Here is a 25959-nt window from a genome sequence, read left to right as displayed (position 1 = left end):
GGCGTAGAGCTTATCCACCCAATCGCTATGGACAAAGGTCTTCGCTTCGCTATTCGTGAAGGCGGCCGTACTGTAGGTGCTGGTGTTGTTGCTAACGTACTAAACTAATCTGTCATTCTCAGTAATGAGATTGTGAGTTAGTCATGAAAAAGCCATCCTTAATCAAGGGTGGCTTTTTTTAGATCAAATGATCAGGAAATATGGTTATTCTTCGATAGTATGAACACACCTTTCGTTGTCTTAGCAACATGATTAGCCAGTTATACCTATAACGTTTATAATTTACTTTCCAATCTATTGTAATTCTAAGCGGAGCTTGCTATATTAACGCTGCTTCTTATTAGCCGCTTATATTTTCACTTTGTTAAAGTAATGATGATTTAGTAGCACATTCAAATAAGAGCAAAACTAGGTAAAAGTAATAATTTTATCGCTAAAGGCTTGCATTTTATATCAAATATTGTATAATGCTGTCCTTTACACCCATAGGCGATTGGCTCAATTGGTAGAGCATCGGTCTCCAAAACCGAGGGTTGTAGGTTCGAGTCCTACATCGCCTGCCATCTTCTTATCACATCTTTGTTATACCTCACCATCTCCGAAGCGAGTTCTTTATGAGCAATGATCAAGATAACCTCGAGACTAAGTTATCTGATGCCAAGGCGGGTGCTGGTGGAATGCTGTCTAAAGGTAAGCACATCTCAGCGGGCAATCAAACAACTGCTGTTGAAGTGGCTAAAACAGGTTCAATAAAAGATGTGGTACTGTGGCTACTTGCCGCAGCAGTATTAATCGGGGCGACGTTAGTTAATCAGTATTTACCTGGCTATTGGCAACCTGCCAATGATGTCTGGGTACGTATTGGTATTATCGTTGCCCTTATTGTATTTGCCTTAGTATGCTTGGCATTAACGCATCAAGGCCGCGCTTTTAAAATATTATTGAAAGACGCTGCTGTTGAATTGCGCCGAGTGACATGGCCAGGTAAAGATGAAACGTTTCAATATACCTGGCAGGTCATTGTCATGATTGCCATTGTTGGTTTTCTGGTTTGGTTATTAGATAACTTTTTCAATTGGTTCGTTGGCATCTTTATTGGTTAGTCGCACGTATTAGTGAGTCTTACCCCAAAATTTACTTATAATGATCAGGAGCGTGATATGCGTTGGTATATTGTCCAAGCGTTTTCAGGATATGAAAAGCAAGTACAGCGTTCATTAACTGATCGTATTAATCGTAGTGACTTTGCTGAATCATTCGGTGACGTATTGGTTCCTACTGAAGAAGTCGTCGAAATGAAAGACGGCAAAAAGCGTAAGAGTGAGCGTAAGTTCTTTCCAGGTTATGTATTGATCCAGATGGAAATGAACGACAATACTTGGCATATCGTTAAAGAGTGCCCACGTATTATGGGTTTCATCGGTGGTACACCTGAAACACCAGCTCCAATTACGCAAGTAGAAGCAGATCGTATTTTAAACCGTTTGAATCAGACTGAAACCGACCCACGTCCTAAGACTCTATTTGAGCCGGGCGAAGAGCTGTTGGTTATCGATGGTCCATTTACTGACTTTAAAGGGTTGGTAGAAAAAGTGGATTACGAGAAGTCTAAACTACATTTAACGGTAAACGTATTTAATAGACCGACTCAGGTCGAGCTTGAATTTAGTAAAGTTGAAAAGCTAGACTAAATCAGCAAAAAAGTTCATCAACCGGGGAGCTGTTAATCAATCACGTATATATACAATATTGATTTGGCGCTATTACCCATTTAGGAGAGAATCATGGCTAAGAAGATTGATGGTTACATCAAACTACAAGTCCCTGCAGGCAAAGCAAATCCTTCACCACCGATTGGTCCAGCATTGGGTCAAAAAGGCGTGAACATCATGGCGTTCTGTAAAGAATTTAACGCTGCGACCTCAAACCAAGAGCCGGGTCTACCGATTCCTACTGAGATCACTGTATATAGCGATAAGTCTTTTACTTTCATCATGAAGTCACCACCAGCTGCATACTTACTACGTAAGGCTGCTGGTATCGCTAAAGGTTCTGGTACACCAAATACCGCTAAAGTCGGTAAAGTTGACCGCGCACAACTAGAAGACATCGTTAAGACCAAAGATGCAGATTTAACTGCTGCTGATCTTGATGCTGCTGTTCGTACCATCGCTGGTACTGCACGTTCAATGGGTATTACCGTGGAGGGTGTGTAAATGAGCAAGCTAACCAAACGTCAAAAAGAAATTCAAAGCCGTATCGTACATGAAAAGCAGTATACAGTTGAAGAAGCGGTTCAAATCCTAAACGATTTACCACCTCTTAAATTCAAAGAGTCAATTGATATTGCGATTAACTTGGGTGTTGACCCACGTAAATCTGATCAAGTGGTTCGTGGCGCTACCAACCTACCTGCTGGTACTGGTAAAACCAAACGCGTTGCTGTATTTGCTCAAGGTGCTGCTGCTGAAGCCGCCAAAGAAGCTGGTGCAGATATCGTTGGTTTTGAAGACCTAGCAGAATCAATCAAAGCTGGTAACATGGACTTTGATATCGTTATTGCTGCTCCTGATGCAATGCGTGTTGTTGGTCAACTAGGTACTATCTTAGGTCCACGTGGTCTAATGCCTAACCCTAAAGTCGGTACGGTTACGCCTAACGTTGCTGAAGCGGTTACTAACGCTAAAGCCGGTCAAGCACAGTATCGTGTAGACAAAGCAGGTATCATCCACACGACTATCGGTCAAGTTGGTTTTACTGCTGAGCAAGTAATCCAGAATGCTGAAGCACTGATTGCAGATTTAAGACGTGCTAAGCCTGCTACTTCTAAAGGTACTTTCATTAAGAAAATTACCTTGTCTAGCACGATGGGTCCTGGTCTAAGTATTGATCCAGTTCCATATCGCACAGCAAAATAATTAGATATGTGCCTTTATTTGACGATTTTAAATAAAGGCTGCAAAAATATTTTACAGAATTAGGTCAGCGTAGCAAACGCTATGCTGTCTAAGACCGTAGGTAGAAAGCGGTTTTACGTTTTTATTAATTGTTTTCGGATCATTAGTAATAACAACGAGCTGCTTTTGTTAATCGACGAAAGATGAAAATCTTAGTTGTCCTACGCAGACGGTGACCCACCCAGTTGTTGATAAGAGCCGATAGTTCAATCTATCACTTGATGTCATTCTGATAACGGTGCCGTAATCAGTCGTTATGAGTAAATTTATTTTTAATAAATATGCTGATAACGTGTCGTATCAAGTCAGTCTAAGCGATTCGTTTAATTATTGAATGCCAATGCTTAAAAGCTTAGGTTTAAATGATTAAATATTCAGCTGATTGATAAGATTAAAGGAGTCAACTTATGGCATTAACGCTAGAGCAAAAACAACAAGTTGTGGCTGAAGTGTCTGAAGTTGCTGCTAATGCTTACTCAGCAGTAGCTGCCGAATATCATGGTATTGGTGTTGCAAAGCTTACTAAGCTGCGCGAACAAGCCCGTGAAAAAGGCGTCGTTTTGAAAGTGGTAAAAAATACCCTAGCAAAACGTGCGTTTGAAGGCACTAAGTTTGAGAGCATGTCAGACCGTATGACTGGTCCATTACTTTTGGCTTTCTCTATGGAAGATTTGGGATCTGCTGCTCGAGTTGTTTTCGAGTTCAGTAAAGATCACAAAGCTTTAGAGACCAAATTGGTATCAGTTGGTGGTGTTGTTTATGGTCCAGAAGAGCTAGAGCGCGTATCGAAGCTACCAACTCGCGACGAAGCAATCTCTATCTTGATGGCTACTATGAATGCACCAGTTACCAAGCTTGTTCAAACTATGAACGCTGTTCCTAGTAAGCTTGTTCGCACGGTAGCAGCAATCAAAGACGCAAAAGAAGCGGCATAATTGCTTGTTTTAACGTAACTTTGACATCGCCGATTGCACTTTATTGCCAACACTATTTGAAAATTTGGCAAGCAATCCAAGCGATTTTAAAATCAATTAATTTTTATCAGATAACGGAGAGTTCTCATGGCACTATCTAAAGATGACGTGTTAAACGCAATCGCTGAAATGTCAGTAATGGATATCGTTGAATTAATCAGCGCTATGGAAGAAAAATTCGGCGTAACAGCTGCTGTTGCTGCTGCACCTGCTGCTGCTGGCCCTGCTGCTGCTGCTGCTGAAGAAAAAGACGAGTTTGACGTAGTTCTTGCCAGCTTTGGCGAGAAGAAAGTTGGCGTAATTAAAGCCGTACGTGAAGCTACTGGTCTTGGCTTGAAAGAAGCGAAAGATTTGGTTGAAAGCGCTCCAGCTCCAATCAAAGAAGGCGTTAACAAAGCTGAAGCTGAAGAGTTGAAAAAGAAACTTGAAGAAGCTGGTGCAACTGTTGAACTAAAATAAGCTTCGCTTATCTTAGTGTTGTACAAAAAAAGCTGGTAATGCCTTGCATTGCCAGCTTTTTTTTACTATAATTCGTAGCTTGACCTTTTGTGTCTGCCAACATACGTATGCAACATCACGGTGGATACCCATCAAAAGGACAGACGATATACATGCAAGCACACATGCCAGTTTTTGAAATCAGTTAATTTAAGCTAAACGTCCATAGATGTTTGGCATTTTTTTGTGTCTGCATGCTTTCCCATTAACACTATAGTTTATACTGATTCTAAAAGTTATAGTTACCCCGATTATTATTAATTCTGAAAAGCTATTAAGTTTAGGTTGTCCGTTTCGCAGAGTATTACTGTCAGTAGTTAGGCTTATAGACGGTACATATCAGCGACGATATTAGTTTTGATAGAATTGTTGGTTTTGAAAGAGCTGGTTTTTTGAAAGAAAAATGACTAAATACAATCAGTTTTGATAGCAGATAACTTAGAAATACCCTTGAACGAGTCATGTTTTCTTACCTCTATGAGTAAGTTTTGCTTAAAAGCAATATGTTTTAGATGATGTGATATTGAATTTGGTTGTCTGAGTGGTCATATAGACTGACTTAGATACCGATCATAAAATGAAAGTAAGGGTGCTAAGTAAGCACTGATAGCAGAAGTAGTAATTGACAAAAGATATCAACTGAACACGATTACCTGTTTTATATTATCGTTTACGTCGCCAAGTTTGCATCGTATTTATGCACGCTGGCCACGCTTTTAATTTGTTTCCACGTTTACTGTAAGGACTCTCGATGGCATATTCTTATACTGAAAAAAAGCGTATTCGCAAAAGTTTTGCTGAATTGCCCACTGTGATGGACATTCCCTATTTACTGTCTATTCAAGTAGATTCTTACGAGCAATTTTTGCAAGAGCACAAAAAGCCAAAAGCTCGTGAGAATACTGGTTTGCAAGCTGCGTATTCCTCTATTTTCCCAATTGAGAGTCACTCTGGTAACGCAGAGCTACAATTCGTTGAATATTATTTAGGCACGCCTGAATTTGACGAGCGTGAGTGTATCTTGCGTGGCTCAACATTTGCTGCGCCTATGCGTGTCAAAATCCGTTTGATCATCAAAGACAAAGACAGCAAAGATAAAGACAGCAAAGCGGCTATTAAAGATATCCGTGAGCAAAGCGTCTATATGGGCGAGATGCCGTTGATGACAGCTAACGGTACTTTTATTATCAATGGTACTGAGCGTGTTATCGTATCTCAGCTACATCGTTCACCTGGTGTGTTCTTTGATCATGATAAAGGTAAGTCGCATTCAAGTGGTAAAGTGCTTTATAACGCGCGTATCATTCCTTACCGTGGTTCATGGTTAGATTTTGAATTTGATGCTAAAGACTTAGTTTTTGCTCGTATTGACCGTCGTCGTAAGCTATTGGCTTCAATTATTTTACGTGCGCTTGGTCTAACAACGTCTGAAATCTTAGATTTGTTCTTTGATAAAGTAGCCGTATATAAAGGTGAAGAGCAATTCGAGATTGATCTGGTTGCTGATCGCTTGCGCGGTGAGATGGCTCAGTTCGATATCGTATCACCAGAAGGTGATGTTATCGTAGAGCAGGGCAAGCGTATTAATGCACGCCGTATTCGTCAGCTTGAAGAAGCAGGTATGACGAAGATTGCGATACCTGATGAGTATCTCTATGAGCGTATTTTAGCTGAAGATATCGTGGTAAATGATGAAGTTATCGCTAAAGCGAATACTCTAATTGACCATGAATTATTGGTTAAATTAAGTGCATTTGAAGCCAGCGAGTCTATCAAAGAGTTCAGCATTTTGTTCACCAACGATATCGATCAAGGCAGTTATATTGCCGATACGCTACGTGCAGATAGCACCTCAAGCCGCGAAGAAGCCTTGATTGAAATTTATAAAGTCATGCGTCCAGGTGAGCCACCAACGGTTGAGACCGCTGAAAAACTATTTGACAGCATGTTCTTCAACGCGGATCGTTATGACTTATCAAATGTCGGTCGTATGAAATTTAACCGTCGTTTAGGGTTAGAGTTTGATAATACTGATGATCCAGACATCCAACGCGCTCGTAGTGTATTGACCAATGCCGATATCGTTAATGTCCTAAAAGAATTGATTGAGATTCGTAATGGTCGCGGCGAAGTCGATGATATCGACCATTTAGGTAACCGCCGTATTCGTTCGGTCGGCGAGATGGCAGAAAACCAATTCCGTGTTGGTCTAGTGCGTGTTGAGCGTGCAGTCAAAGAGCGTTTAAGCTCAGCGGAATCTGATAACTTGTCACCGCAAGATTTGATTAACTCAAAACCTGTTGCTGCTGCGGTCAAAGAATTCTTTGGTTCAAGCCAGTTATCGCAGTTTATGGATCAGAACAACCCATTGTCTGAAGTTACCCATAAACGCCGTGTATCAGCACTAGGACCTGGTGGTCTGACCCGTGAACGTGCAGGCTTTGAAGTACGTGACGTACATGATACCCATTATGGTCGCGTATGTCCGATTGAGACTCCTGAAGGTCCAAACATTGGTTTGATTAACTCATTAGCGACCTTTGCAAAGACCAACAGCTTTGGCTTCTTAGAAACGCCTTATCGCCGTGTGGTTGATGGTAAAGTAACTGATGTCATTGAGTATCTATCAGCGATTGAAGAAGTAGGTACGGTCATTGCACAGGCTGATTCACCAGTAACCGCAGAAGGCGCGTTATCTGATGAGATGGTCAGTGTGCGTAGCTATGGTGAATTCGTCCGTATGCCGCCAGAAAAAGTGACGCATATGGATGTGTCGCCAAGTCAGGTTGTATCAGTTGCAGCAGGCCTAATTCCTTTCCTAGAGCATGATGATGCTAACCGTGCCTTGATGGGCTCGAACATGCAGCGTCAAGCAGTTCCTACGCTACGTGCTGATAAGCCGTTAGTAGGTACGGGCATGGAGCGTCACGTTGCGCGTGACTCAGGTGTTTGTGTGATCGCTAAGCGTGGCGGTGTGATCGAAGATGTTGATGCCTCACGTGTTGTGGTTCGTGTCAATGAAGATGAGATGATTGCTGGTGAAGCTGGTATTGATATCTACAACCTCGTTAAATACACGCGTTCTAACCAAAATACTTGTATCAACCAACGTATTATCGTCAACCAAGGTGATGCTATTGCTGTAGGTGATATCTTAGCTGATGGTCCGTCAACGGATCTTGGTGAGCTTGCACTAGGTCAGAACATTCGCATCGCATTTATGCCGTGGAATGGTTATAACTTCGAAGATTCAATCTTGCTGTCTGAAAAAGTGGTGAAAGAAGATCGTTTTACTACTATTCATATCCAAGAATTGACTTGTGTGGCACGTGATACCAAGCTTGGAACCGAAGAGATTACTGCGGATATTCCAAACGTTGGCGAAGCGGCGCTATCAAGCCTTGATGAAGCTGGTATCGTTTATATCGGTGCTGAAGTTGACGCTGGTGATATCTTAGTTGGTAAAGTGACGCCAAAAGGTGAAACACAACTGACGCCAGAAGAGAAATTGCTCCGGGCTATCTTTGGTGAAAAAGCGGCTGATGTTAAAGACACGTCGCTACGTGTACCAACATCAAGTAAAGGCACGGTTATTGACGTGCAAGTCTTTACTCGTGACGGCGTTGAAAAAGATGCACGTGCAAGAGCAATTGAAAAATCACAGCTTGATAGCTATCGTAAAGATTTAAAAGAAGAGCTACGTATCTTTGAAGAAGCGGCTCGTGGTCGTATCGGTAACTTGCTTGATGGTCAAAAAGTCAGCGGTGGTTCTGGTCTAAAAGCCGGTACAGTGATGGCATTGGCCGATATGAAAGATATGAGCCTTGAGACTTTGCTTGATATCCAACCAGTTGAAGAAGAAATCTCTGAGCGTCTAACGCAAATCGCTGAGTATTTGGTTGATAAGCAAAAAGACATCGATGTGAAGTTTGCTGAGAAAAAACGCAAATTAACCGCTGGTGATGACTTACAACATGGCGTACAAAAAATCGTTAAGGTATATCTAGCGGTTAAGCGTCGTATTCAGCCTGGTGATAAAATGGCGGGTCGTCATGGTAACAAAGGTGTGGTATCGCGCATTATGCCAGTTGAAGATATGCCTTATGATGAAAATGGTAATACCGTTGACATCGTCTTGAACCCGCTTGGTGTACCATCTCGTATGAACATCGGTCAGGTTCTAGAAACGCATTTGGGTATGGCAGCGAAAGGTTTGGGCGAGAAGATCGATGGTATGCTCAAATCGCAAGCAGCGATCAAAGATTTACGTGACTTCTTAGACAAAATTTATAACCAAGTCGGCGGTGAGCAAGTTGATCTTGATAGCCTGAGTGATGATGACATCATGGCGCTAGCAGATAACTTGCGCGCTGGTGTACCAATGGGCACAGCAGTGTTTGACGGTGCAAGAGAAAGCCAAGTTAAAGACCTGCTAGAGCTTGCTGGTATGGATCGCGATGGTCAACAGACGTTGTATGATGGTCGTACTGGTCAGAAGTTTGACCGTAAAGTAACCGTTGGTTATATGTACATGCTGAAACTTAACCATTTGGTTGACGACAAAATGCATGCACGTTCAACTGGTTCTTACTCACTTGTGACGCAGCAGCCACTCGGCGGTAAAGCTCAGTTTGGTGGTCAGCGCTTCGGTGAGATGGAAGTCTGGGCACTAGAAGCTTACGGCGCGACTTATACGCTACAAGAGATGCTGACTGTGAAGTCGGATGACGTTGAAGGCCGTACGCGTATGTACAAAAACATCGTTGATGGTGAGCAGTATATGGATCCAGGTATGCCTGAATCGTTTAACGTACTGACCAAAGAAATCAAATCATTGGGTATTAATATTGAGTTAAAACAAACCCATTAAGCACGGCTGATTGAGACTATCGTTAACATGGTCTCAGTTGATTATTATCCTTAGTGGTCAACCTAAAAGCAGTATGCGCATAGCTGCTGCTTTTAGTGATTTGTCTCAACCCTATTCATTGCCTTCATTCATCTTATTTGCGTCAATAATACGCTATCAGATGATTATAAAGATAACGGAGAAGCAACTTGAAAGATTTACTCGATATCATGCAAAGCCCTACCGGCAACGGTAATCAAGAGTTTGATAGCATTCAAATTACTTTAGCCTCACCTGACGTCATTAAGTCATGGTCACATGGCGAAGTGAAAAAGCCTGAAACTATTAACTATCGTACGTTTAAGCCTGAACGTGATGGTCTATTTTGTGCCAAAATCTTTGGTCCAGTAAAAGACTTTGAATGTTTATGTGGTAAATATAAGCGCCGTAAGTTCCAAGGCGTTATCTGTGAAAAATGTGGCGTAGAAGTAACGACTGCGAAAGTACGTCGTGATCGTATGGGTCATATTGACTTAGCCAGCCCAGTGGCGCATATTTGGTTCTTAAAATCATTACCAAGCCGCATCGGTCTATTGTTAGACATGACGCTACGTGATATCGAGCGCGTTCTGTATTTTGAAAGTTATATTGTTACTGAGCCAGGTTTGACTTCTCTAGAGAAGTATCAACTGCTTGATGATGAAGACTATTATAAAGCCCTTGAAGAATTTGGCGATGAATTCACTGCCAAAATGGGTGCTGAAGCGGTTCAAGACCTATTGAAAGATATCGATTTGGATCTTGAAATCGATGATTTGCGCGAAGCGATTCCGCAAACGGGTTCTGAAACCAAGCTTAAAAAGATGTCTAAGCGTCTTAAATTATTAGAAGCCTTCCGTGACTCTAATAACAAGCCTGAGTGGATGGTGATGAACATCTTGCCAGTACTACCACCAGATTTGCGTCCGCTAGTACCACTAGAAGGTGGTCGTTTTGCGACTTCAGATCTAAACGATCTATATCGCCGCGTGATCAACCGTAATAACCGTCTAAAGCGTCTGCTTGAGCTGAGCGCCCCTGATATCATCGTACGTAACGAAAAGCGTATGTTGCAAGAATCAGTGGATGCCTTGCTTGATAACGGTCGTCGCGGTCGTGCGATCACTGGTAGTAACAAGCGTCCATTGAAATCTTTGGCTGATATGATCAAAGGTAAGCAAGGTCGTTTCCGTCAAAACTTACTTGGTAAGCGTGTCGATTATTCTGGTCGTTCGGTGATCGTTGTTGGTCCAACGCTACGTTTACATCAGTGCGGTTTACCAAAGAAAATGGCACTTGAATTATTCAAACCATTTACTTATAACAAATTATTGTCTCATGGTTTAGCTACGACAATTAAAGCTGCCAAAAAGATGGTAGAGCGTGAAGAGCCGCAAGTGTGGGATATGCTGGCCATGGTTATCCGTGAGCATCCAGTGCTTCTTAACCGTGCACCAACGCTTCACCGTTTGGGCTTGCAAGCATTTGAACCAGTACTTATCGAAGGTAAAGCAATCCAATTGCATCCGCTCGTTTGTACCGCGTTCAACGCCGATTTTGATGGTGACCAAATGGCCGTTCACGTGCCATTGACGCTAGAAGCACAGCTTGAATCACGTGCGCTAATGATGTCTACCAATAACATCTTGTCGCCTGCGAACGGTGATCCAATCATCGTACCGTCACAGGATGTTGTACTGGGTTTATATTACATCAGCCGCTCATCAATCAATTCTAAAGGCGAGGGCATGATTTTTGCCACCGTTAATGAAGCATTGCGTGCGATTGGTTCAAACGATTTACATGTAAACGCTAAGATCAAAGTGCGTGTCACCGAGACGCATATTGATGAAGATGGCAATGAGACTAAAGAAATCAGCTTAAAAGAAACGGTTGCAGGTCGTTTATTGATCTGGAACATCATGCCTAAAGGTATGTCTTTTGATGAATGTAACCAAGAGATGACGAAGAAAAACATCTCTCGTTTGATCAACTCTTGCTACCGTAAAGTTGGCGTTAAAGAAAGTGTCATGTTTGCTGACCAATTGATGTATCTTGGTTTTGCCCAAGCGACATTGTCTGGTGTGTCTATCGGTATTGATGACATGGTCATTCCACCACTGAAAAAGCAAATCATCGAAGTGGCAGAAGGCGAAGTTCGCGAAATCGAAGATCAATTCGAGCAAGGTTTTGTGACCGCTGGTGAGCGCTATAACAAAGTGGTTGATATCTGGTCACGTACCAATGACAAAGTCGCTAAAGCGATGATGGACAACTTAGCCACTGATAAAATCATGAACGCCAAAGGTGAAGAAGAAGAGCAGAAGTCATTCAACTCTATCTTTATCATGTCAGATTCTGGTGCTCGTGGTAGTGCGGCTCAGATTCGTCAGTTGGCTGGTATGCGTGGTTTGATGGCTAAGCCAGATGGTTCAATCATCGAAACGCCAATTAAAGCAAACTTCCGTGAAGGCTTGACCGTACTTCAGTACTTTATTTCAACGCATGGTGCACGTAAAGGTCTTGCGGATACGGCACTCAAAACGGCTAACTCAGGTTACTTGACGCGTCGTTTGGTTGATGTGGCACAAGATTTGGTTATTACCAGTGATGACTGTGGTACTGAGCAAGGCTTGCTCATGAAACCACATATTCAAGGTGGTGAAATCATTGAGAAGTTAGGCGAGCTAGTACTAGGTCGTGTGACGGCTCGTGATGTGACTTATAACGATGATGCCGATAAGGTATTGATTCCAGCAGGTACTTTGATCGACGAGCATTGGGTAAACGTGCTTGATAACAATGCGATTGATGATATCTGGGTACGCTCAGTTATTACTTGTAATGTTGAGCATGGTGTTTGTTCACAGTGTTATGGTCGTGATTTGGCTCGTGGTCATAAAGTGAACATCGGCGAATCAGTCGGTGTTATGGCGGCTCAGTCTATCGGTGAACCAGGTACTCAGTTAACGATGCGTACATTCCACGTGGGCGGGGCAGCAAGCTCAGCATCAGTGGATAACAGCATCTCAGTTCGTAGTGCTGGTCAAGCGCATTTCGAAAACATGAAAACGGTTCAACATACCGATGGTCACTTAGTCATCGTATCGCGTTCAGCTGAAATTGCCTTGACCGATGAGCTTGGTCGTGAGCGTGAACGTTATAAAGTGCCTTATGGTTCTAGCGTGCTTGTGAAACACGAAGATCAGGTAGATGCTGGTCAAACCATCGCTAAATGGGATCCGCACACGCATCCTATTATCACAGAATTTGCTGGTACTGCACGCTTCAGTGAGATTACTGATGGCTTAACTGCTACCGTAAAAGTTGATGATGCGACGGGTATGAGCTCATTTGAGATTCTTGCTACTCGTGACCGTTCAAGTTCAGCAAAAGACTTACGTCCTGCGATTATCTTGAACACTGACGAAGGTAAAGAAGTGGTTTACTTCTTACCAGCTGAAACCATCATTCGCGTCAGCGATGGTGAAAAAGTAGCAGCCGGTTCGATTTTGGGTCGTGTACCACAAGCCTCTTCAGGTACCAAAGATATTACCGGTGGTCTACCACGTGTTGCTGACTTGTTCGAAGCACGTCGTCCAAAAGATCATGCCATCATGGCAGAAATGACAGGTGTGGTTAGCTTTGGTAAAGAGACTAAAGGTAAAAACCGCTTCATCATCACCAATGAAGATGGTGAGATTCATGAAGAGCTAATTCCGAAATGGCGTCAAATCAACGTCTTTGAAAACGAAACGGTAGCACGTGGTGAAGTGATCGCTGATGGTCCACAGAATCCACATGATATCTTACGTTTGAAAGGTCAGACTGCACTTGCTGATTACATCGTTAACGAAGTACAGGACGTTTATCGCTTGCAGGGTGTAAAAATCAACGATAAGCATATCGAAGTGATTATTCGTCAGATGTTGCGCAAAGTTGAAATTACCGATGGCGGCGATTCAAACCACTTCAAAGGCGATCAAGCAGAGTACTCTGATATCAAAGCATTGAATGCGAAGCTGGAAGCGGAAGATAAATTCCCAGTACAGTTCGAGCGTCAATTACTAGGTATCACCAAAGCAAGTCTGGCTACAGAAAGCTTTATTTCAGCAGCATCGTTCCAGGAGACGACCCGTGTACTAACTGCGGCTGCCGTGACTGGTAAAGTGGATGAGCTACGTGGTCTGAAAGAAAACGTGGTCGTTGGTCGCTTGATTCCTGCTGGTACTGGTCTTGCTTATCATAAAGCACGCAAAGAGAAAGCGGAGCAAAAACTGCTAGATAAAGATCTTAAAGCAGGGTTTGATAATGCAGCATTTGATATGTCAGCGAGCACGGACAGTAAAGACTTTGCAAGCTTTGATGAAGCCTTTGCACAAGAGCTTAATCAGGATAATTAATAGTATTAAGCGTCTTTGATTTATTGTTAATTTGATAAAAAGCCAGCCTAAGTTGCTGGCTTTTTTGTGTGTGCAATAAAGTGAGAAATGCATGGTACTGTTATCTGAAAAAATAGTACACTGGAAAATATGCCCTAATTTACACTTCATATAAGGATAAGTTACAAATGTCAGGTAAAACCCGCGTTGCCAAATATCAAGCAGATCGAACCAATCAAAAACTGTATTTCTGTCGTCTATCCTGCCAAGCAGCGGGAAGTACCGATGATAAGCAGCTATACCAAGCCCATTGTGAAACTGCTATTTTTCATCTATACGGTGCCTTTCTCGCATTTACCCAAGAGCTAGGTTATTTTTATAGTTTAAACCTGAGCGCACCAACATTGTCAGATATTGAGCAAGCATTGAGCGAGCGTACCCAAGTATCGCCTGAGATTCAGCGATTACAGCAGTTACAGCAGCAGGGTTTTTTGGCCAATATAGAGCGGGCGTATCAGCGTTGTCTGTACGCCGTACCGCCAGATACTATCGCAGATCAAACACCAAGCAATACTGCCTCACCTGATCTTATTGTTAACGTTGTGACCTTGTCGAATCAATGGCTGCCAGATGAGACGACCATACGAGAATGGCGTCAGCAGTTTTTAGAGCTGATTGAGCAACTACGTGCTGGTATGGTTGAGTTCTAAAAATAGTTATTAAAATTTTATCTCATTTTTATCACCATTTTTAAAATGAGGACATGTCCTAGTTGACTGATGACTGTCCTTTAATAGAGTGGTATTGAGCAAAATATTAAGTATAAAAAAGGCTTATTTAGCGAGTGCCAAATAAGCCTTTTTTTGCGTCATAAGTTTATATTATTAATGGTTGTCTACTCTGGTATCGGTGGCATGCGCTCAACGGGTGTTACCGATAAAGGGTTTTGCGGCACACTATCATTACTACGACTGTTACTAGGTTTGGCTGCTTGAGAGCTAGTTTGTACTTCAACAGGCTCAGCTGGTGGTGATTTACGCTGTTGAGTCTGCGTCTTAACTGGTTTTTCTGATTCGCTGCTATCCGTATCTTCATCATCGGCCAGAATACCATCATCAGTCATTTCTATAATTTTTTGCTTTTGTTTTTTCGATTTGGCGCGGTTATTGATAGACACCCATTGATGAGGCGTGTCTTTAAGTTGGGCTTTCATAAAATCCATCCAAACGGGTAGAGCTGCCACACCACCATATTCGCGACGACCCATGGTTGATGGTTGATCAAAACCCATCCATACGACAGTTGCATTGGTAGGATGAAAACCTGCAAACCAAGCGTCTTTTGCTTCATTGGTGGTACCAGTCTTGCCACCAATATCATCACGTCCTAAAGCCTTTGCTCGTACTGCCGTACCACGCTGTACGACGTCACGTAAAATATCTGCCATCTCAAAAGCGACTCTGGGTTGTAAGATTCGAGGTGCTTGCTTAGCCAGTGCATATTGAACCGCTGGTGCTTTTAAGCGATCGGCCTGTGGGCTAGCATCATAAACCTTTAAATTTAGCGCTTTATCGTTTTGTTCAATGTTATCAATATCATCATTGTTTTCTAAGTTTTGTTCTTTAACCGTCACTTCATCATCGATAGCACTGTCTTCATTTTCAATTGATTTCTTATAATCTTCGATGAGATTTCTATTGAGGTCTTCAAGTTTTTCATTGAAGCAGGTGGCACACGCTTGACGTGGGTTTGCCTGAAAGAGGAGGTTATTATTATAATTATAAATTTGTTCGATAAAATACGGCTGTACACGGTGACCACCATTCGCGAACGTGGCATAGGCTGTTGCCATTTGTAACGGCGTTGCTTGTCCTGCACCTAACGCTAACGACAAAGTCGTCGGTAGCTTTTCCTTATCAAGTCCGAATTCATCTAATAGGTCGCGCGTATCAGAGATACCAATGGCTTGTAAGAGACGAATAGAGACTAAGTTACGAGATAAATACAGTCCACGGCGTAAAGTGATTTCGCCTAAAAAACGTTGATCAGAATTTTTCGGTTTCCAGTCACCCACTTGAATCGGTCGATCCGAAACAATGCTATCTGGGCGATAGCCTTTTTCTAGAGCAGCAGTATAGACAAGCGGTTTAATGGTTGAGCCTGGTTGACGCCAGCCTTGTAGAGCACGATTGAATTTACTGTGATTAAAGTCAAAGCCACCGACCAATGCATTAACAGCGCCAGTTTCTGGATTCAAGGAGACCAGACTTCCTTGTAGTTTGGGAATTTGTCCCAACTGCCAATTACCATTCGCGGTCGGTATCAAACGAATGATATCGTTTTTATTGACAATTTGGCGGGCGTTGTCAGGAAAGTAACCGATACGATTGGCAGAAATATACTTGCGTGCCCAGCTCATCCCAGACCAACCAACGGTCACATTCTCACCAGAAGGCATTGTCGCCTCAAAACTGCGAGCATTAACCTTGGTGACTTTGGCAGGAGTCATATTGCTATAGCGTCGGAAATTTTCTAGCGGTTCATCATTTGCTTCAGCCCCGCGCCAACCATGACGATGTTCGTAAGCCACTAAACCTGTCAGTACCGCCGCTTCCGCATCTGTTTGTGCTTTGCTATCAACGGTAAGGCGTACCCGCCATCCACTATGCATCACTTGCTCACCATAGCGATCAACTAAGGTAGAGCGTGTCATTTCTGCCAAATACGGCATATTGACGTCGAGCTTCTCTTTATAGAGGTTAATGCCTACTGGTGAGCTGATCGCTTCGTCGCGTTGTGCTTTAGTGATATAGCCTAACTCGTGCATGCGTCCAATGATCCAGTTGCGGCGAGTGAGGGCGCGACTTGGATTGGCAACAGGATTATATTTAGAAGGGGCTTTGGGTAGACCTGCCAACATTGCTGTTTCAGCAATAGTGAGGTTTTCTAGGGATTTACTATAGTACTTTTTGGCCGCGGCGCGGATACCATAAGCGCCTTCGCCTAGATAGATTTTGTTAACATAAAGCGTCAAGATATCATTTTTACTGAGCTCATCTTCTATTTTACGTGCTAAAAATAGCTCGACCAATTTGCGATTTAAGGTGCGCTCTGGACTTAAGAAGTAGTTTTTGGCAACCTGCATGGTAATGGTAGAGCCGCCCGTTTGGCTGTCGTCGTCAGTCACTACTTCTGTCACTGCGCGACCAAGACCTTTAATACTAATACCGCTGTGCTGAAAAAAGGACGCATCTTCTGCTGCTAAAAAAGCATGAGTCAAATTTTCAGGAATATCTTCAAAAGTAACGGGTAAAGATAAACGGTTACCATATTGGCCAATGAGTTTGTCATCACTACTATATATCTGTAATGGCATCTCTAAATTTGCTGTTTTAATCTCTTGAATGCTAGGCAGGGTAGGCGATAAATACATCGCCATCCCATAAAAACCAATGGGCACAGCAAGTGCTAAGATAACTGCCAATGCCAAGCAGGCAATAACAAGCCCCACCAAAAAGTGAATGAGACGGGCGGTAGCATTTTTTTTGGTCATAAGAAGACTTATCAATTAAAATTTGCAACAGATAAAACATTATACCTTGAACAAAATCAGCAGGTCATAATAAATGTGTAAGTTGACCTTAATAACCTGTTTAAATGCTTGAATCTATCTGTTAAGTAAAGTATTGTACTGAATTATTACAAATAACTATCAGATTGTACACTTAATATAAGGTATAGAGTTTGTGAGGCTATTTACTTCCAAAAGTCAGAATTTAATTGGTGTGGATATCTGTGCCACTTCAGTAAAGTTGGTTGACATACAGCGCCAACAGGGCATGTTTCATCTAAAATCTTATGGTATTGAAAGACTGCCAGAAGGTATAGTCGTCGATAAACTTCTTGTAGATACTGAAGCGGTTGGTCATATTATTGCTAACTTAGCTAAACGTTGTCATGTCGCTGGTAGTAGTGCTGCAACTGCCGTGTCAGGGTCAGCAGTAATCACTAAAATTATTGATATGGATGCTGCGCTAAGCGACGTTGAGCGTGAAGCGCAGATACGTTTAGATGCTGATCAATACATACCTTATCCATTAGAAGACGTCAACCTAGACTTTGAAGTTTTAGGGCCTTCTTTAGCAAGTGATGACATGGTGCAAGTCTTACTTGCCGCATCACGCTCGGAGAATGTTGACCAAAGAGTTGATGCCTTAACCTTTGGTGGTCTTCAAACGAAGGTCATGGATATTGAATCCCATGCGATAGAGCGTGCTTTTGGACTCATGGTAAATAACTTACCAAATGCCCCTGAGTTAGTGGCTTTGATAGATATTGGTCATAATCAAACGACTTTATATATCGCTAAGAACGGTGAGTTTATCTATAGCCGTGAACAACTATTTGGTGGTGTTCAGTTGACAGAAGCGATACAAAATCGTTATGGACTATCTTCTGAAGAAGCGGCTATCAGTAAGCGTGAGCGTACCTTACCAGATGACTACTACTTTGATGTATTGACGCCTTTCATTGAGAATACCATTCAACAAATTACTCGCTCATTGCAATTTTACTTCTCTTCAAGCCAATACAGTAGTATCGATCATGTGGTTCTTGCTGGTGGTAGTAGCTCTATTGCTGGTCTTGCTGGCATGGCACAGCAAAAACTTGGGGTGACTGTTAGTATTGCCAACCCTTTTATCAATATGACTATTGCACCAAATATCGATAATGAGCAACTGGCCATTGATGCACCAAGTTTAATGGCTGCATGCGGTCTTGCGTTAAGGAGCTTCGACTAATGGCTCGTATTAACCTATTACCTTGGCGCCAAGAAGAGCGCGAGCGTCGCAATAAAGAATTTCTCACGTTAGTAGTGGCAGTGACTTTGCTTACTTTATTGGCTGCATTTGCTTCATGGAGCTACTTTAACAACGAGCTTGATGAACAACTTGATGCGAACGCATTGATTGAAAAAGAAAATGCGCTTTTAGATACGGCTTTGACTGAAATTGATAGTCTGGAGCAGCGCCGTGAGGATATTATTTCACGTATGCAAGTCATTCAAGACTTGCAGGGTCGACGTCCTGTGCCTGTTCGTTTATGGGATGATCTAGCTAAAGCCATCCCGCCGGCACTCTATTTGAATAACCTCAAACGTGAAGGCGATGTTTTGACGCTGACAGGTCGAGCTGATAATCCTAATATTGTATCAAGTTTGATTCGTAATCTTGATGATAGTAAATGGATGGGTGATTCAGCCGTTAGTAATATCCAACAAAATATCAGTGCTTATGAATCTGCACCAGTGCTTAATAATACGGTCACCGCTGGCGAACAACCGCGTCCTATTTATCCTGAAGACAGTTATGTACAGTTTGTGATCACGACCAAAGTACAGTCGGAAACAGCCGTTCCTGTAGAAGGTGCTGACGGTACCACTGTACCTGGAGGTGAGTTATGAAGCTTAACCGTAAAAAAAGCCTGATTAAAACCAAAAAAACAGCCTTGAAACCAAAGCAACAGTTTGATTTACAGGAATTTCGCCGCAGTTTTGAGTCGTTAGACTCTGAAAACTACGGCAGCTGGCCATTACCTGTAAAGGTAACGGTAATAGGGCTTATCATCACGCTCATCGCAGCGTTGGCATGGGCTTTACCGATTAGTAGTAAGATCGATGAGATCAATGCTGCTGAGAGTCAGCAACAAACGTTACTTGACAGCTATCGTGAAAAAGAATCACGCGCGCGTCATTTAAAAGCTTACCAAGAGCAAGTTGTCCAAATGGAAGCTGAGTTCAATACCTTACTCGATCAGTTACCAAAAGATACTCGTGTATCAGAGCTGGTAGAAGGCATTAACATGACGGGTGTCGGCAGCAATATACGTTTCCAAGACATTTCAGTAGAGCCTGAGATTGAAAACGAATTTTTTATTGAGCAACCTATCCGCATTGCTGCTTTGGGCGAATATCATCAGTTTGGTAGCTTTATTAGTGGTCTTGCCGCCTTACCACGAATCATTACTATGCATGATTTTGAGGTCAGTAATCCGCAGCCGACATTGGATGTCTTACCGGAGCTTAATTTGGTATTACAAACCAAAACGTATCGTTCAAAAGAAGCTGACCCTGAGGGTGATGAAACGGTTGCTGTTACTGACGCTGCGACCACTGATAATGCAGGAGGCAACTAATGAATATTCAAAAACTGCCTACGCTATTGGTTTTAAGCATGGCTGTATTGTCCATGACAGGATGTGCGGATCGCATTGGTATGGCAGAGCAATCAATGACCGATATCCGTAATCAGCCAGCTCAGCCTATTGAACCACCGCCCAAAGCTGAGCTAGTAGAAGACTTTGTTTATAGTGCCAGCGCCCAGCGCAGTCCATTCTTACCACCGAGTTTAGTCAATGTCCAAGGTCCCACCACCTCCATCGATGGTGTGCGTCCTGACATTACCAGAGTGAAAGAACCTCTTGAGCAATATGAGCTATCGCAACTGATTTTTCGTGGTGTCGTAATTTCACCTGAAGGTCAGCGATATGCGTTGGTACAACGCCCTGATGGTTCAGTCGCGAGTGTTAAAGTAGGTGATTATCTTGGACTAAATGACGGCCGTATTGTTGAAATCACGCCGACCCAGATTAACTTGATTGAAATTGTGCCAGACAGCCGCGCTGGGTTTGTTGAAAAACCCCAGTCGTTGGTTTCACCCATAAGCTAAGTCGGCAGATTTTTTGAGGAATAAATAATGACAGTACGCAATAACAAGGTAACGATGATGAGCAACCGCGTATCTTCTGCTTTTGCCATTTCAGCATTGGCAATCAGCATGGTAGCAGTGAGTAATAGTGCCCATGCCGCACAGCGCATTAACGAAGTTTCTGTGGTACAAACTGCACCAGCAGTGACGCAAATGCGTTTGGGATTTGACGGTTTACCAGTGTTACCTGCTGCCTATCAGCTTGATAACCCTAGCCGTTTGGTACTAGATTTTGAAAAAGTGCAGAATGGACTTGCTAGTCGCTTTAATGAATACAATATTGGTATGATTGATAAGGTCACGACGTTGAATAGTGACAGTACCACGCGCCTGATTGTTGAGCTAAAACAGGCAGGTAACTATACGACATCGATTGAAGGTAACGATTTACTATTGACCATTACTGATCCTAATCGTCCAGTAATGACCAATGATCCTATCCAAGACGTACTCAATGACAATAATGCGATCACGACGACAGCAGTCGTTACACCGATTGTAGAAACCAGTAGTGCACCGGCAGTCAATATAGCCAGTAAAACGGTAGTTAAAAATCAAGTGCCTGCTGATACCATGGTGGTCAGAGTTAACCCATTATTAAGCCCACAACTTGCTGCATCGCAAGTGAGTAAGCAATATAGCTATGATGGTTTGAGTGCCGTCAATTTTGCCGCAGTAAATGATGGTGGTGGCAACGTTAGCATCGCACTTACCAATGAAGCCATTCCAGTTGATGTCCAACGTCAAGGCAACAAGCTAGTGGTACGCTTAACGGGTAGCACCGTGCCAAGAAATTTATTGCGCCGTTTGAATATTAATAGTGGTCTGGTTGATAGTATTGATACTAAAAACCAAGGTCAAAATGGTGTAATTACTATTAATGTCAAAGAAGATTATGAGTATCAGGCTTATCAATCAGGCAATCAGCTGAATATTAGTATCAGAAAACCTGAGCTACTACGTGAGCCAACGCTTGAAGAAAAAGTCTATAGCGGTGAAGCGCTATCTATGGAGTTTCAAGACGTTGAGATTCGCAGTGTCTTAGATATCCTAGCGCAGTTCACAGAAATGAATATTGTGGCTAGTGATTCAGTCGCGGGCAATATCACCTTACGTTTGATTAATGTCCCATGGGATCAAGCGCTAGATATTATTCTAAAGAGTAAGAATCTTGGTAAGCGTGAAAATGGCAATGTCATTTTGGTTGCGCCTTCCACCGAGCTTGCTGAGCAAGAAGCACGTGAGCTTGAAGCACAGCAAGCAGTTGAGTCTTTTGCGCCATTACGCACAGAATATATTCGTCTTAGCTATGCAAAAGCGCCAGATGTTTTGACACTTATTTCTCAAGGCAGTGGCTCATCAGGTGGCAGCAATGCAAATGCTGCTGATAACAATACCTTATTGTCTAATCGTGGAACGGTAACGGTAGATGAGCGTACCAATACCTTAATTATTAAAGATGTGGCTGACAGTATCGAGAATATCCATAAGTTGATTGGTAAAATTGATATTCCAGTCCGTCAGGTTATGATTGAAGCGCGTATTGTGAGTGCTAGTGATAGCTTTAGTAAAGAGATTGGGGTTCGTTGGGGTATCTTATCAAATGGTGCTGCTAACAACCGTAATTTATTGGTCGGTGGTAGTAATCAAACGCTATGGGATTTAAAAGACTTCGATGTAGAAACGACGACGGTAAATGGTCAAACGGTTTCTTATCCTTCATACGATATTACTCGTCCTGATAACTTAAACGTCGATTTAGGGGTTGCCAACCCTGCTGGTAGTATTGCCTTTGGCTTGCTGAGTATGTCAGATGTGATGCTTGATCTTGAATTGTCAGCACTGCAAGCGGATAATCGCGGTGAAGTGATTTCTACGCCGAAGATTCTGACAGCAGACAAGCAAACGGCGAAAGTTTCTTCAGGGACGCAGATTCCTTATCAAGAAGCGTCTGCCAGTGGAGCAACCACTACTAGCTTTAAAGAAGCAGCATTGAGTTTAGAGGCCACACCAAATATCACCCCAGATGGCAAAATCGGTTTACAATTGTTAATCACTAACGGTACGCCGACCATAATTAACAATCAGGTTGCTATTGCTGAAGATTCTATTTCGACCAATGTTATTGTTGAAGATGGTCAAACGGTTGTGTTGGGTGGTGTCTTTAAGAATCGTACCAGCAATGGTGTCGATAAAGTACCGTTCTTAGGAGACCTGCCTTATATTGGTCGCGCTTTCCGTAAAGACGTGCGTAGTAATTCGAAAGAAGAGTTATTGATATTTATCACGCCAAAATTAATCAATGATGGTATTAGCCGCTTGGATTAATCCTTTATTGATTGGTTTTCGCTCAAAAGAAGCAAGCATCAACGCTTGCTTTTTTTATGGGAAAATTTTCATATTGATTGAATTTTACTAACAATAATCAACGCTCATTACTAGCCAGAATATCAATGACGTTGTATCATAGCTAATTTAGCTGAGTAAGTATTATGGTGGAGGAATTGCCGTCGGTGTTTTTAGTAGGGCCGATGGGAGCAGGGAAGACAACCATCGGTAAATTGCTGGCTAAGCAGTTGGGGCGCACCTTTGTAGACAGCGATTGGTACATTGAATCGCAGACAGGGGCTGATATAGCTTGGATATTCGCTAAAGAAGGCGAGGCGGGCTTCCGTGAGCGTGAAACGCGCGCCATCGATGAGTTGACTCAAAAAGACCAAATCGTCTTAGCGACCGGTGGTGGCGCTGTGATGTGTGCTGAAAACAGAGCGTTTTTGCATCAGCGCGGCATCGTGGTTTATTTAAATGCGCCAGTTGATGTGCAAATGGCTCGCACGGCTAAAGACAAATCACGACCACTGTTACAGCAGCCAAATCCTAGAAAAATCTTGCAAGATTTATATAGCACTCGTGATCCCTTATATCGCCAAGTCGCTCATATTATTATGCCAACTGGTCATACTTATCCGCGTCATATGGTCAATCAGCTCTTACAGCAACTAGAGTCATTTACTGACTCGACTGCTATAGCACCAGAAGATAAAGAAAATTAACCATAATGATAAACTTTATCAAGGCGTGTCCTCATTTAAAAATGGCGATAAAAATCAGGACGCGCCCTAGTTAAGCTCAGCTACTTTTATCTCATTCAAAATGCTTAGGGAGTGTTTAATGGCAACGCCACTGTTTCATGACGGTTTAACGGTTCATACGCAAAGCCATGACTATCCAATCGTCATTACTGAAAAAGCAGCGATAGATCGCAACAGTATGGCAAAGCTGATCACACCTTACATTCGTGGTCGCCAAGTATTGATTGTCACTAATGATACTGTTGCGCCTTTATACCTAAACGCTTTAGAAAAAGAGTTAACAGAGCAGTTCACTGTGCGTGTTTGCGTATTGCCAGATGGTGAGCAATATAAGCATCAGAGCAGTATCAATCAAATTTACGATGTATTGATGGCAGCGCATTTCAATCGTGACGTTACGCTTATTGCTTTAGGTGGTGGCGTTGTGGGCGATATGACGGGCTTTGCTGCTGCAAGCTTTATGCGTGGTGTAAATTTTATCCAGATTCCAACCACGCTACTGTCACAAGTGGATTCGAGCGTTGGTGGTAAGACGGGCATCAATCATCCTCAAGGCAAAAACATGATTGGCGCTTTTTGGCAGCCGCAAATGGTACTTGCTGATATGAGTACGCTCAAGACTTTGCCAGCGCGCGAGTTGTCAGCTGGGTTGGCTGAGGTTATTAAATATGCACTCATTATGGATATCACGTTCTTAGATTGGCTGGAAGTCAATCTGCCGGCGATGATGGATTTGGATTTAGCGGTACTTGGTGATGCTGTAAAACGCTGCTGTCAGTATAAAGCCGATATCGTCGCGCAAGATGAAAGAGAGTCAGGCGTGCGAGCATTGTTAAATTTTGGTCATACTTTTGGTCATGTCATTGAAACACATGAAGGCTATGGTAATTGGCTACACGGTGAGGCAGTCGCTGCTGGCATGGTACAAGCCGCAGAGTTATCGCAAAGAATGGGTTGGTTAACGGTCGAAGACGTTGCTCGTATTAAGCGTATTTTAACCTTGGCAAATTTGCCTATCACCCCGCCACGCATTGATACACAAACGGCGCTAAGTTTGATGGGACATGATAAAAAAGTGAAACACGGACAAATCCGCCTGATTTTGTTAAAATCACTAGGTCAGGCCGTATTGACCAATGATTTCGATGAAGATCTTTTGCACGAGGTATTGTCACAACACCGCGTATAATGTCTTAAAGCTTTAGTGCTCGTGAATACTCACTGAACTCAACGGTTTAAAGCAGACTGGCTCGCCGCCATTCTACTTACTGCGCATTTCTTGAACGCGGTCAACTTTATTTTCACCAAGGATACTCCCATGGCAGCTTCAAGATCGACGCCGCGTACCGCTAGCCAGTCATATCGCCGTCAAGCGTTGATTTGGCTGATAATGACCTTGCTTTTGGGTGTGGTCACGGCTCTGATTTGGATGTTTAGTCAAACGCCAGCGATGGGTGCCAAAATTGAAAATGCCCCCATATCAGCACCGCAACCATTGAGTGCTGAGCTTGAGCAGCCCTTAAAAATAGAGTCGTTACACGAGCTTGATACCGACGTGCAACCCATTAGTTTTGATACGACGGTGCGAGATTTGCGCAATTATCCTGCTGAGTTTAAAGACAAACGTTATTTGTTGGCGAACAAAGGTAAGTGGACAGTGCAGGTGATGAATGTCGCCGAAAACGATGTGATTGTCAGTTATCTAGAAGGCCGCGCAGACCGTAATAAATTTGCTTATTTCCGTTATCTTGACGATGAAAATCAAGTCCGCTATATGTTAACTTATGGGCTCATGAGTAGTCCACAAGAAGCGGTGGGCGCGGCAAAACTGATAGATTTTAAGTTGCCAGCCAATGTGCGTGTGTTGCCAGAAGAGATCAACCGTTATGTCGGTATCATCGATAATTATGAGCGACCTGATCCAGTTAAAGATTTGAGCACCAGACGCACACGTTCTGTTGATCTGAAGCCGACTAAGCGCGAAGTGCCAGTGCGCCAGCCACTACCAGAAACGGATAATGGGGACAATGCTGGTCGTAGCAGTCAAGAAACTGCCAGTAACAGCGACAATGAAAGTATCCGTCAGTCAGCGGACACCTCTGATACTTTATCGGTCACTGAAGAGCGTATTGTTGGCAATGAAGAGGAAGTCTCATCTCTCACCACGCCTAAAAATGAAGGTAGTGGAACTAAGTCTGAACCAGAGAATAAAAAACCAGCGACATCAGGCACTGAAAATACCACTAAAAAACCCCCAGTAGTCGCAACACCAAAGCCGCCAAGTAGTACCAGTAGCACAAATTCTGGCGCAAACGCTACTAGCAAGAATACCAATCCTCCTAAGAGCAATAACGACAGCATAAAAACACTGATAGAAGACAAAAGTAATTAGAGTGTGTTT

General features: G+C 42.9%; 18 protein-coding genes, 1 tRNA gene and 1 pseudogene. 19 read left to right on the top strand and 1 reads right to left on the bottom strand.

Going from position 1 to position 25959, the window contains the following annotated elements; translation table 11 throughout:
- The 11 genes and pseudogenes from JMX82_RS08290 to JMX82_RS08240 form a co-directional block, all read left to right on the top strand.
- Positions 1-108, top strand: a pseudogene (locus JMX82_RS08290) (elongation factor Tu); the annotation flags it as partial.
- 379 nt (positions 109-487) lie between these two features.
- Positions 488-563: transfer RNA gene (locus JMX82_RS08285), tRNA-Trp, on the top strand.
- 51 nt (positions 564-614) lie between these two features.
- Entirely contained in the window at positions 615-1103 is a 489-nt protein-coding gene (secE, locus tag JMX82_RS08280) for a preprotein translocase subunit SecE (protein ID WP_083475710.1), read from the top strand.
- A gap of 57 nt (positions 1104-1160) precedes the next feature.
- A complete protein-coding gene (nusG, locus tag JMX82_RS08275) occupies positions 1161-1691 on the top strand; it encodes a transcription termination/antitermination protein NusG (protein ID WP_045443893.1) in 531 nt (176 codons plus the stop codon).
- Between the two features lie 93 nt (positions 1692-1784).
- Positions 1785-2216, top strand: a complete 432-nt coding sequence (gene rplK, locus JMX82_RS08270; RefSeq protein ID WP_010201717.1) for a 50S ribosomal protein L11 — start codon at positions 1785-1787, stop codon at positions 2214-2216.
- Positions 2217-2918, top strand: a complete 702-nt coding sequence (gene rplA, locus JMX82_RS08265; protein ID WP_045443901.1) for a 50S ribosomal protein L1 — start codon at positions 2217-2219, stop codon at positions 2916-2918.
- Between the two features lie 446 nt (positions 2919-3364).
- A complete protein-coding gene (gene rplJ / locus JMX82_RS08260) occupies positions 3365-3892 on the top strand; it encodes a 50S ribosomal protein L10 (RefSeq protein ID WP_045443904.1) in 528 nt (175 codons plus the stop codon).
- Between the two features lie 126 nt (positions 3893-4018).
- Positions 4019-4390, top strand: a complete 372-nt coding sequence (gene rplL / locus JMX82_RS08255) for a 50S ribosomal protein L7/L12 (RefSeq protein ID WP_011514491.1) — start codon at positions 4019-4021, stop codon at positions 4388-4390.
- Positions 4391-5180: 790 nt separating this feature from the next.
- A complete protein-coding gene (rpoB, locus tag JMX82_RS08250) occupies positions 5181-9299 on the top strand; it encodes a DNA-directed RNA polymerase subunit beta (RefSeq protein ID WP_087814768.1) in 4119 nt (1372 codons plus the stop codon).
- 188 nt (positions 9300-9487) lie between these two features.
- On the top strand, positions 9488-13720 hold the full coding sequence (rpoC, locus tag JMX82_RS08245; RefSeq protein WP_201540166.1) for a DNA-directed RNA polymerase subunit beta': 4233 nt from the start codon (positions 9488-9490) through the stop codon (positions 13718-13720).
- A gap of 167 nt (positions 13721-13887) precedes the next feature.
- On the top strand, positions 13888-14409 hold the full coding sequence (locus JMX82_RS08240) for a DUF6586 family protein (RefSeq protein WP_055124833.1): 522 nt from the start codon (positions 13888-13890) through the stop codon (positions 14407-14409).
- 185 nt (positions 14410-14594) lie between these two features.
- Here the strand turns inward: JMX82_RS08240 and JMX82_RS08235 are convergent, their stop codons facing one another.
- Positions 14595-17252, bottom strand: coding sequence for a penicillin-binding protein 1A (locus JMX82_RS08235; protein WP_201540165.1), 2658 nt, complete (start codon positions 17250-17252; stop codon positions 14595-14597).
- A gap of 193 nt (positions 17253-17445) precedes the next feature.
- Between JMX82_RS08235 and JMX82_RS08230 the strand changes: the two genes are divergently transcribed.
- The 8 genes from JMX82_RS08230 to JMX82_RS08195 all read left to right on the top strand — a co-directional run bounded on the left by JMX82_RS08230 (position 17446) and on the right by JMX82_RS08195 (position 25950).
- Positions 17446-18501: a pilus assembly protein PilM gene (locus JMX82_RS08230; protein ID WP_201540164.1), complete on the top strand. Its 1056-nt coding sequence runs from the start codon at positions 17446-17448 to the stop codon at positions 18499-18501.
- Entirely contained in the window at positions 18501-19163 is a 663-nt protein-coding gene (locus JMX82_RS08225) for a PilN domain-containing protein (RefSeq protein ID WP_045443917.1), read from the top strand. The genes JMX82_RS08230 and JMX82_RS08225 overlap by 1 nt, the downstream gene beginning before the upstream one ends.
- Positions 19160-19894 (top strand): type 4a pilus biogenesis protein PilO, encoded by a 735-nt coding sequence (locus JMX82_RS08220; protein ID WP_045453405.1) that lies wholly within the window; start codon positions 19160-19162, stop codon positions 19892-19894. The genes JMX82_RS08225 and JMX82_RS08220 overlap by 4 nt, the downstream gene beginning before the upstream one ends.
- Positions 19894-20427 (top strand): pilus assembly protein PilP, encoded by a 534-nt coding sequence (locus JMX82_RS08215; RefSeq protein WP_055124829.1) that lies wholly within the window; start codon positions 19894-19896, stop codon positions 20425-20427. The genes JMX82_RS08220 and JMX82_RS08215 overlap by 1 nt, the downstream gene beginning before the upstream one ends.
- Before the next feature lie 27 nt (positions 20428-20454).
- The gene (gene pilQ / locus JMX82_RS08210; RefSeq protein WP_201540163.1) at positions 20455-22794 is read left to right on the top strand and encodes a type IV pilus secretin PilQ; all 2340 of its coding nucleotides are present in this window, start codon (positions 20455-20457) and stop codon (positions 22792-22794) included.
- 164 nt (positions 22795-22958) lie between these two features.
- Positions 22959-23519 (top strand): shikimate kinase AroK, encoded by a 561-nt coding sequence (gene aroK, locus JMX82_RS08205; RefSeq protein WP_045453412.1) that lies wholly within the window; start codon positions 22959-22961, stop codon positions 23517-23519.
- Positions 23520-23637: 118 nt separating this feature from the next.
- A complete protein-coding gene (aroB, locus tag JMX82_RS08200; protein ID WP_201540162.1) occupies positions 23638-24747 on the top strand; it encodes a 3-dehydroquinate synthase in 1110 nt (369 codons plus the stop codon).
- 129 nt (positions 24748-24876) lie between these two features.
- Positions 24877-25950, top strand: coding sequence for a hypothetical protein (locus JMX82_RS08195; RefSeq protein ID WP_201540161.1), 1074 nt, complete (start codon positions 24877-24879; stop codon positions 25948-25950).
- Positions 25951-25959 lie beyond the last annotated feature (9 nt).

Source organism: Psychrobacter sp. 1044 (assembly GCF_904846525.1).
GTDB lineage: Bacteria > Pseudomonadota > Gammaproteobacteria > Pseudomonadales > Moraxellaceae > Psychrobacter.
The sequence above is the reverse complement of the archived record's forward strand: the minus strand, read 5'-3'. Positions and strand labels throughout refer to the sequence as shown.

Excerpts from the sequence above, each read along its gene's own strand:
- secE (WP_083475710.1), top strand. The coding sequence starts at position 615 with ATGAGCAATGATCAAGATAACCTCGAGACTAAGTTATCTGATGCCAAG.
- JMX82_RS08220 (WP_045453405.1), top strand. The coding sequence starts at position 19,160 with ATGAAGCTTAACCGTAAAAAAAGCCTGATTAAAACCAAAAAAACAGCC.
- JMX82_RS08195 (WP_201540161.1), top strand. The coding sequence starts at position 24,877 with ATGGCAGCTTCAAGATCGACGCCGCGTACCGCTAGCCAGTCATATCGC.
- rplL (WP_011514491.1), top strand. The coding sequence starts at position 4,019 with ATGGCACTATCTAAAGATGACGTGTTAAACGCAATCGCTGAAATGTCA.
- rpoB (WP_087814768.1), top strand. The coding sequence starts at position 5,181 with ATGGCATATTCTTATACTGAAAAAAAGCGTATTCGCAAAAGTTTTGCT.
- JMX82_RS08215 (WP_055124829.1), top strand. The coding sequence starts at position 19,894 with ATGAATATTCAAAAACTGCCTACGCTATTGGTTTTAAGCATGGCTGTA.
- pilQ (WP_201540163.1), top strand. The coding sequence starts at position 20,455 with ATGACAGTACGCAATAACAAGGTAACGATGATGAGCAACCGCGTATCT.
- rplJ (WP_045443904.1), top strand. The coding sequence starts at position 3,365 with ATGGCATTAACGCTAGAGCAAAAACAACAAGTTGTGGCTGAAGTGTCT.
- JMX82_RS08225 (WP_045443917.1), top strand. The coding sequence starts at position 18,501 with ATGGCTCGTATTAACCTATTACCTTGGCGCCAAGAAGAGCGCGAGCGT.
- rplK (WP_010201717.1), top strand. The coding sequence starts at position 1,785 with ATGGCTAAGAAGATTGATGGTTACATCAAACTACAAGTCCCTGCAGGC.
- aroB (WP_201540162.1), top strand. The coding sequence starts at position 23,638 with ATGGCAACGCCACTGTTTCATGACGGTTTAACGGTTCATACGCAAAGC.
- JMX82_RS08240 (WP_055124833.1), top strand. The coding sequence starts at position 13,888 with ATGTCAGGTAAAACCCGCGTTGCCAAATATCAAGCAGATCGAACCAAT.
- nusG (WP_045443893.1), top strand. The coding sequence starts at position 1,161 with ATGCGTTGGTATATTGTCCAAGCGTTTTCAGGATATGAAAAGCAAGTA.
- JMX82_RS08235 (WP_201540165.1), bottom strand. The coding sequence starts at position 17,252 with ATGACCAAAAAAAATGCTACCGCCCGTCTCATTCACTTTTTGGTGGGG.
- aroK (WP_045453412.1), top strand. The coding sequence starts at position 22,959 with ATGGTGGAGGAATTGCCGTCGGTGTTTTTAGTAGGGCCGATGGGAGCA.
- rplA (WP_045443901.1), top strand. The coding sequence starts at position 2,217 with ATGAGCAAGCTAACCAAACGTCAAAAAGAAATTCAAAGCCGTATCGTA.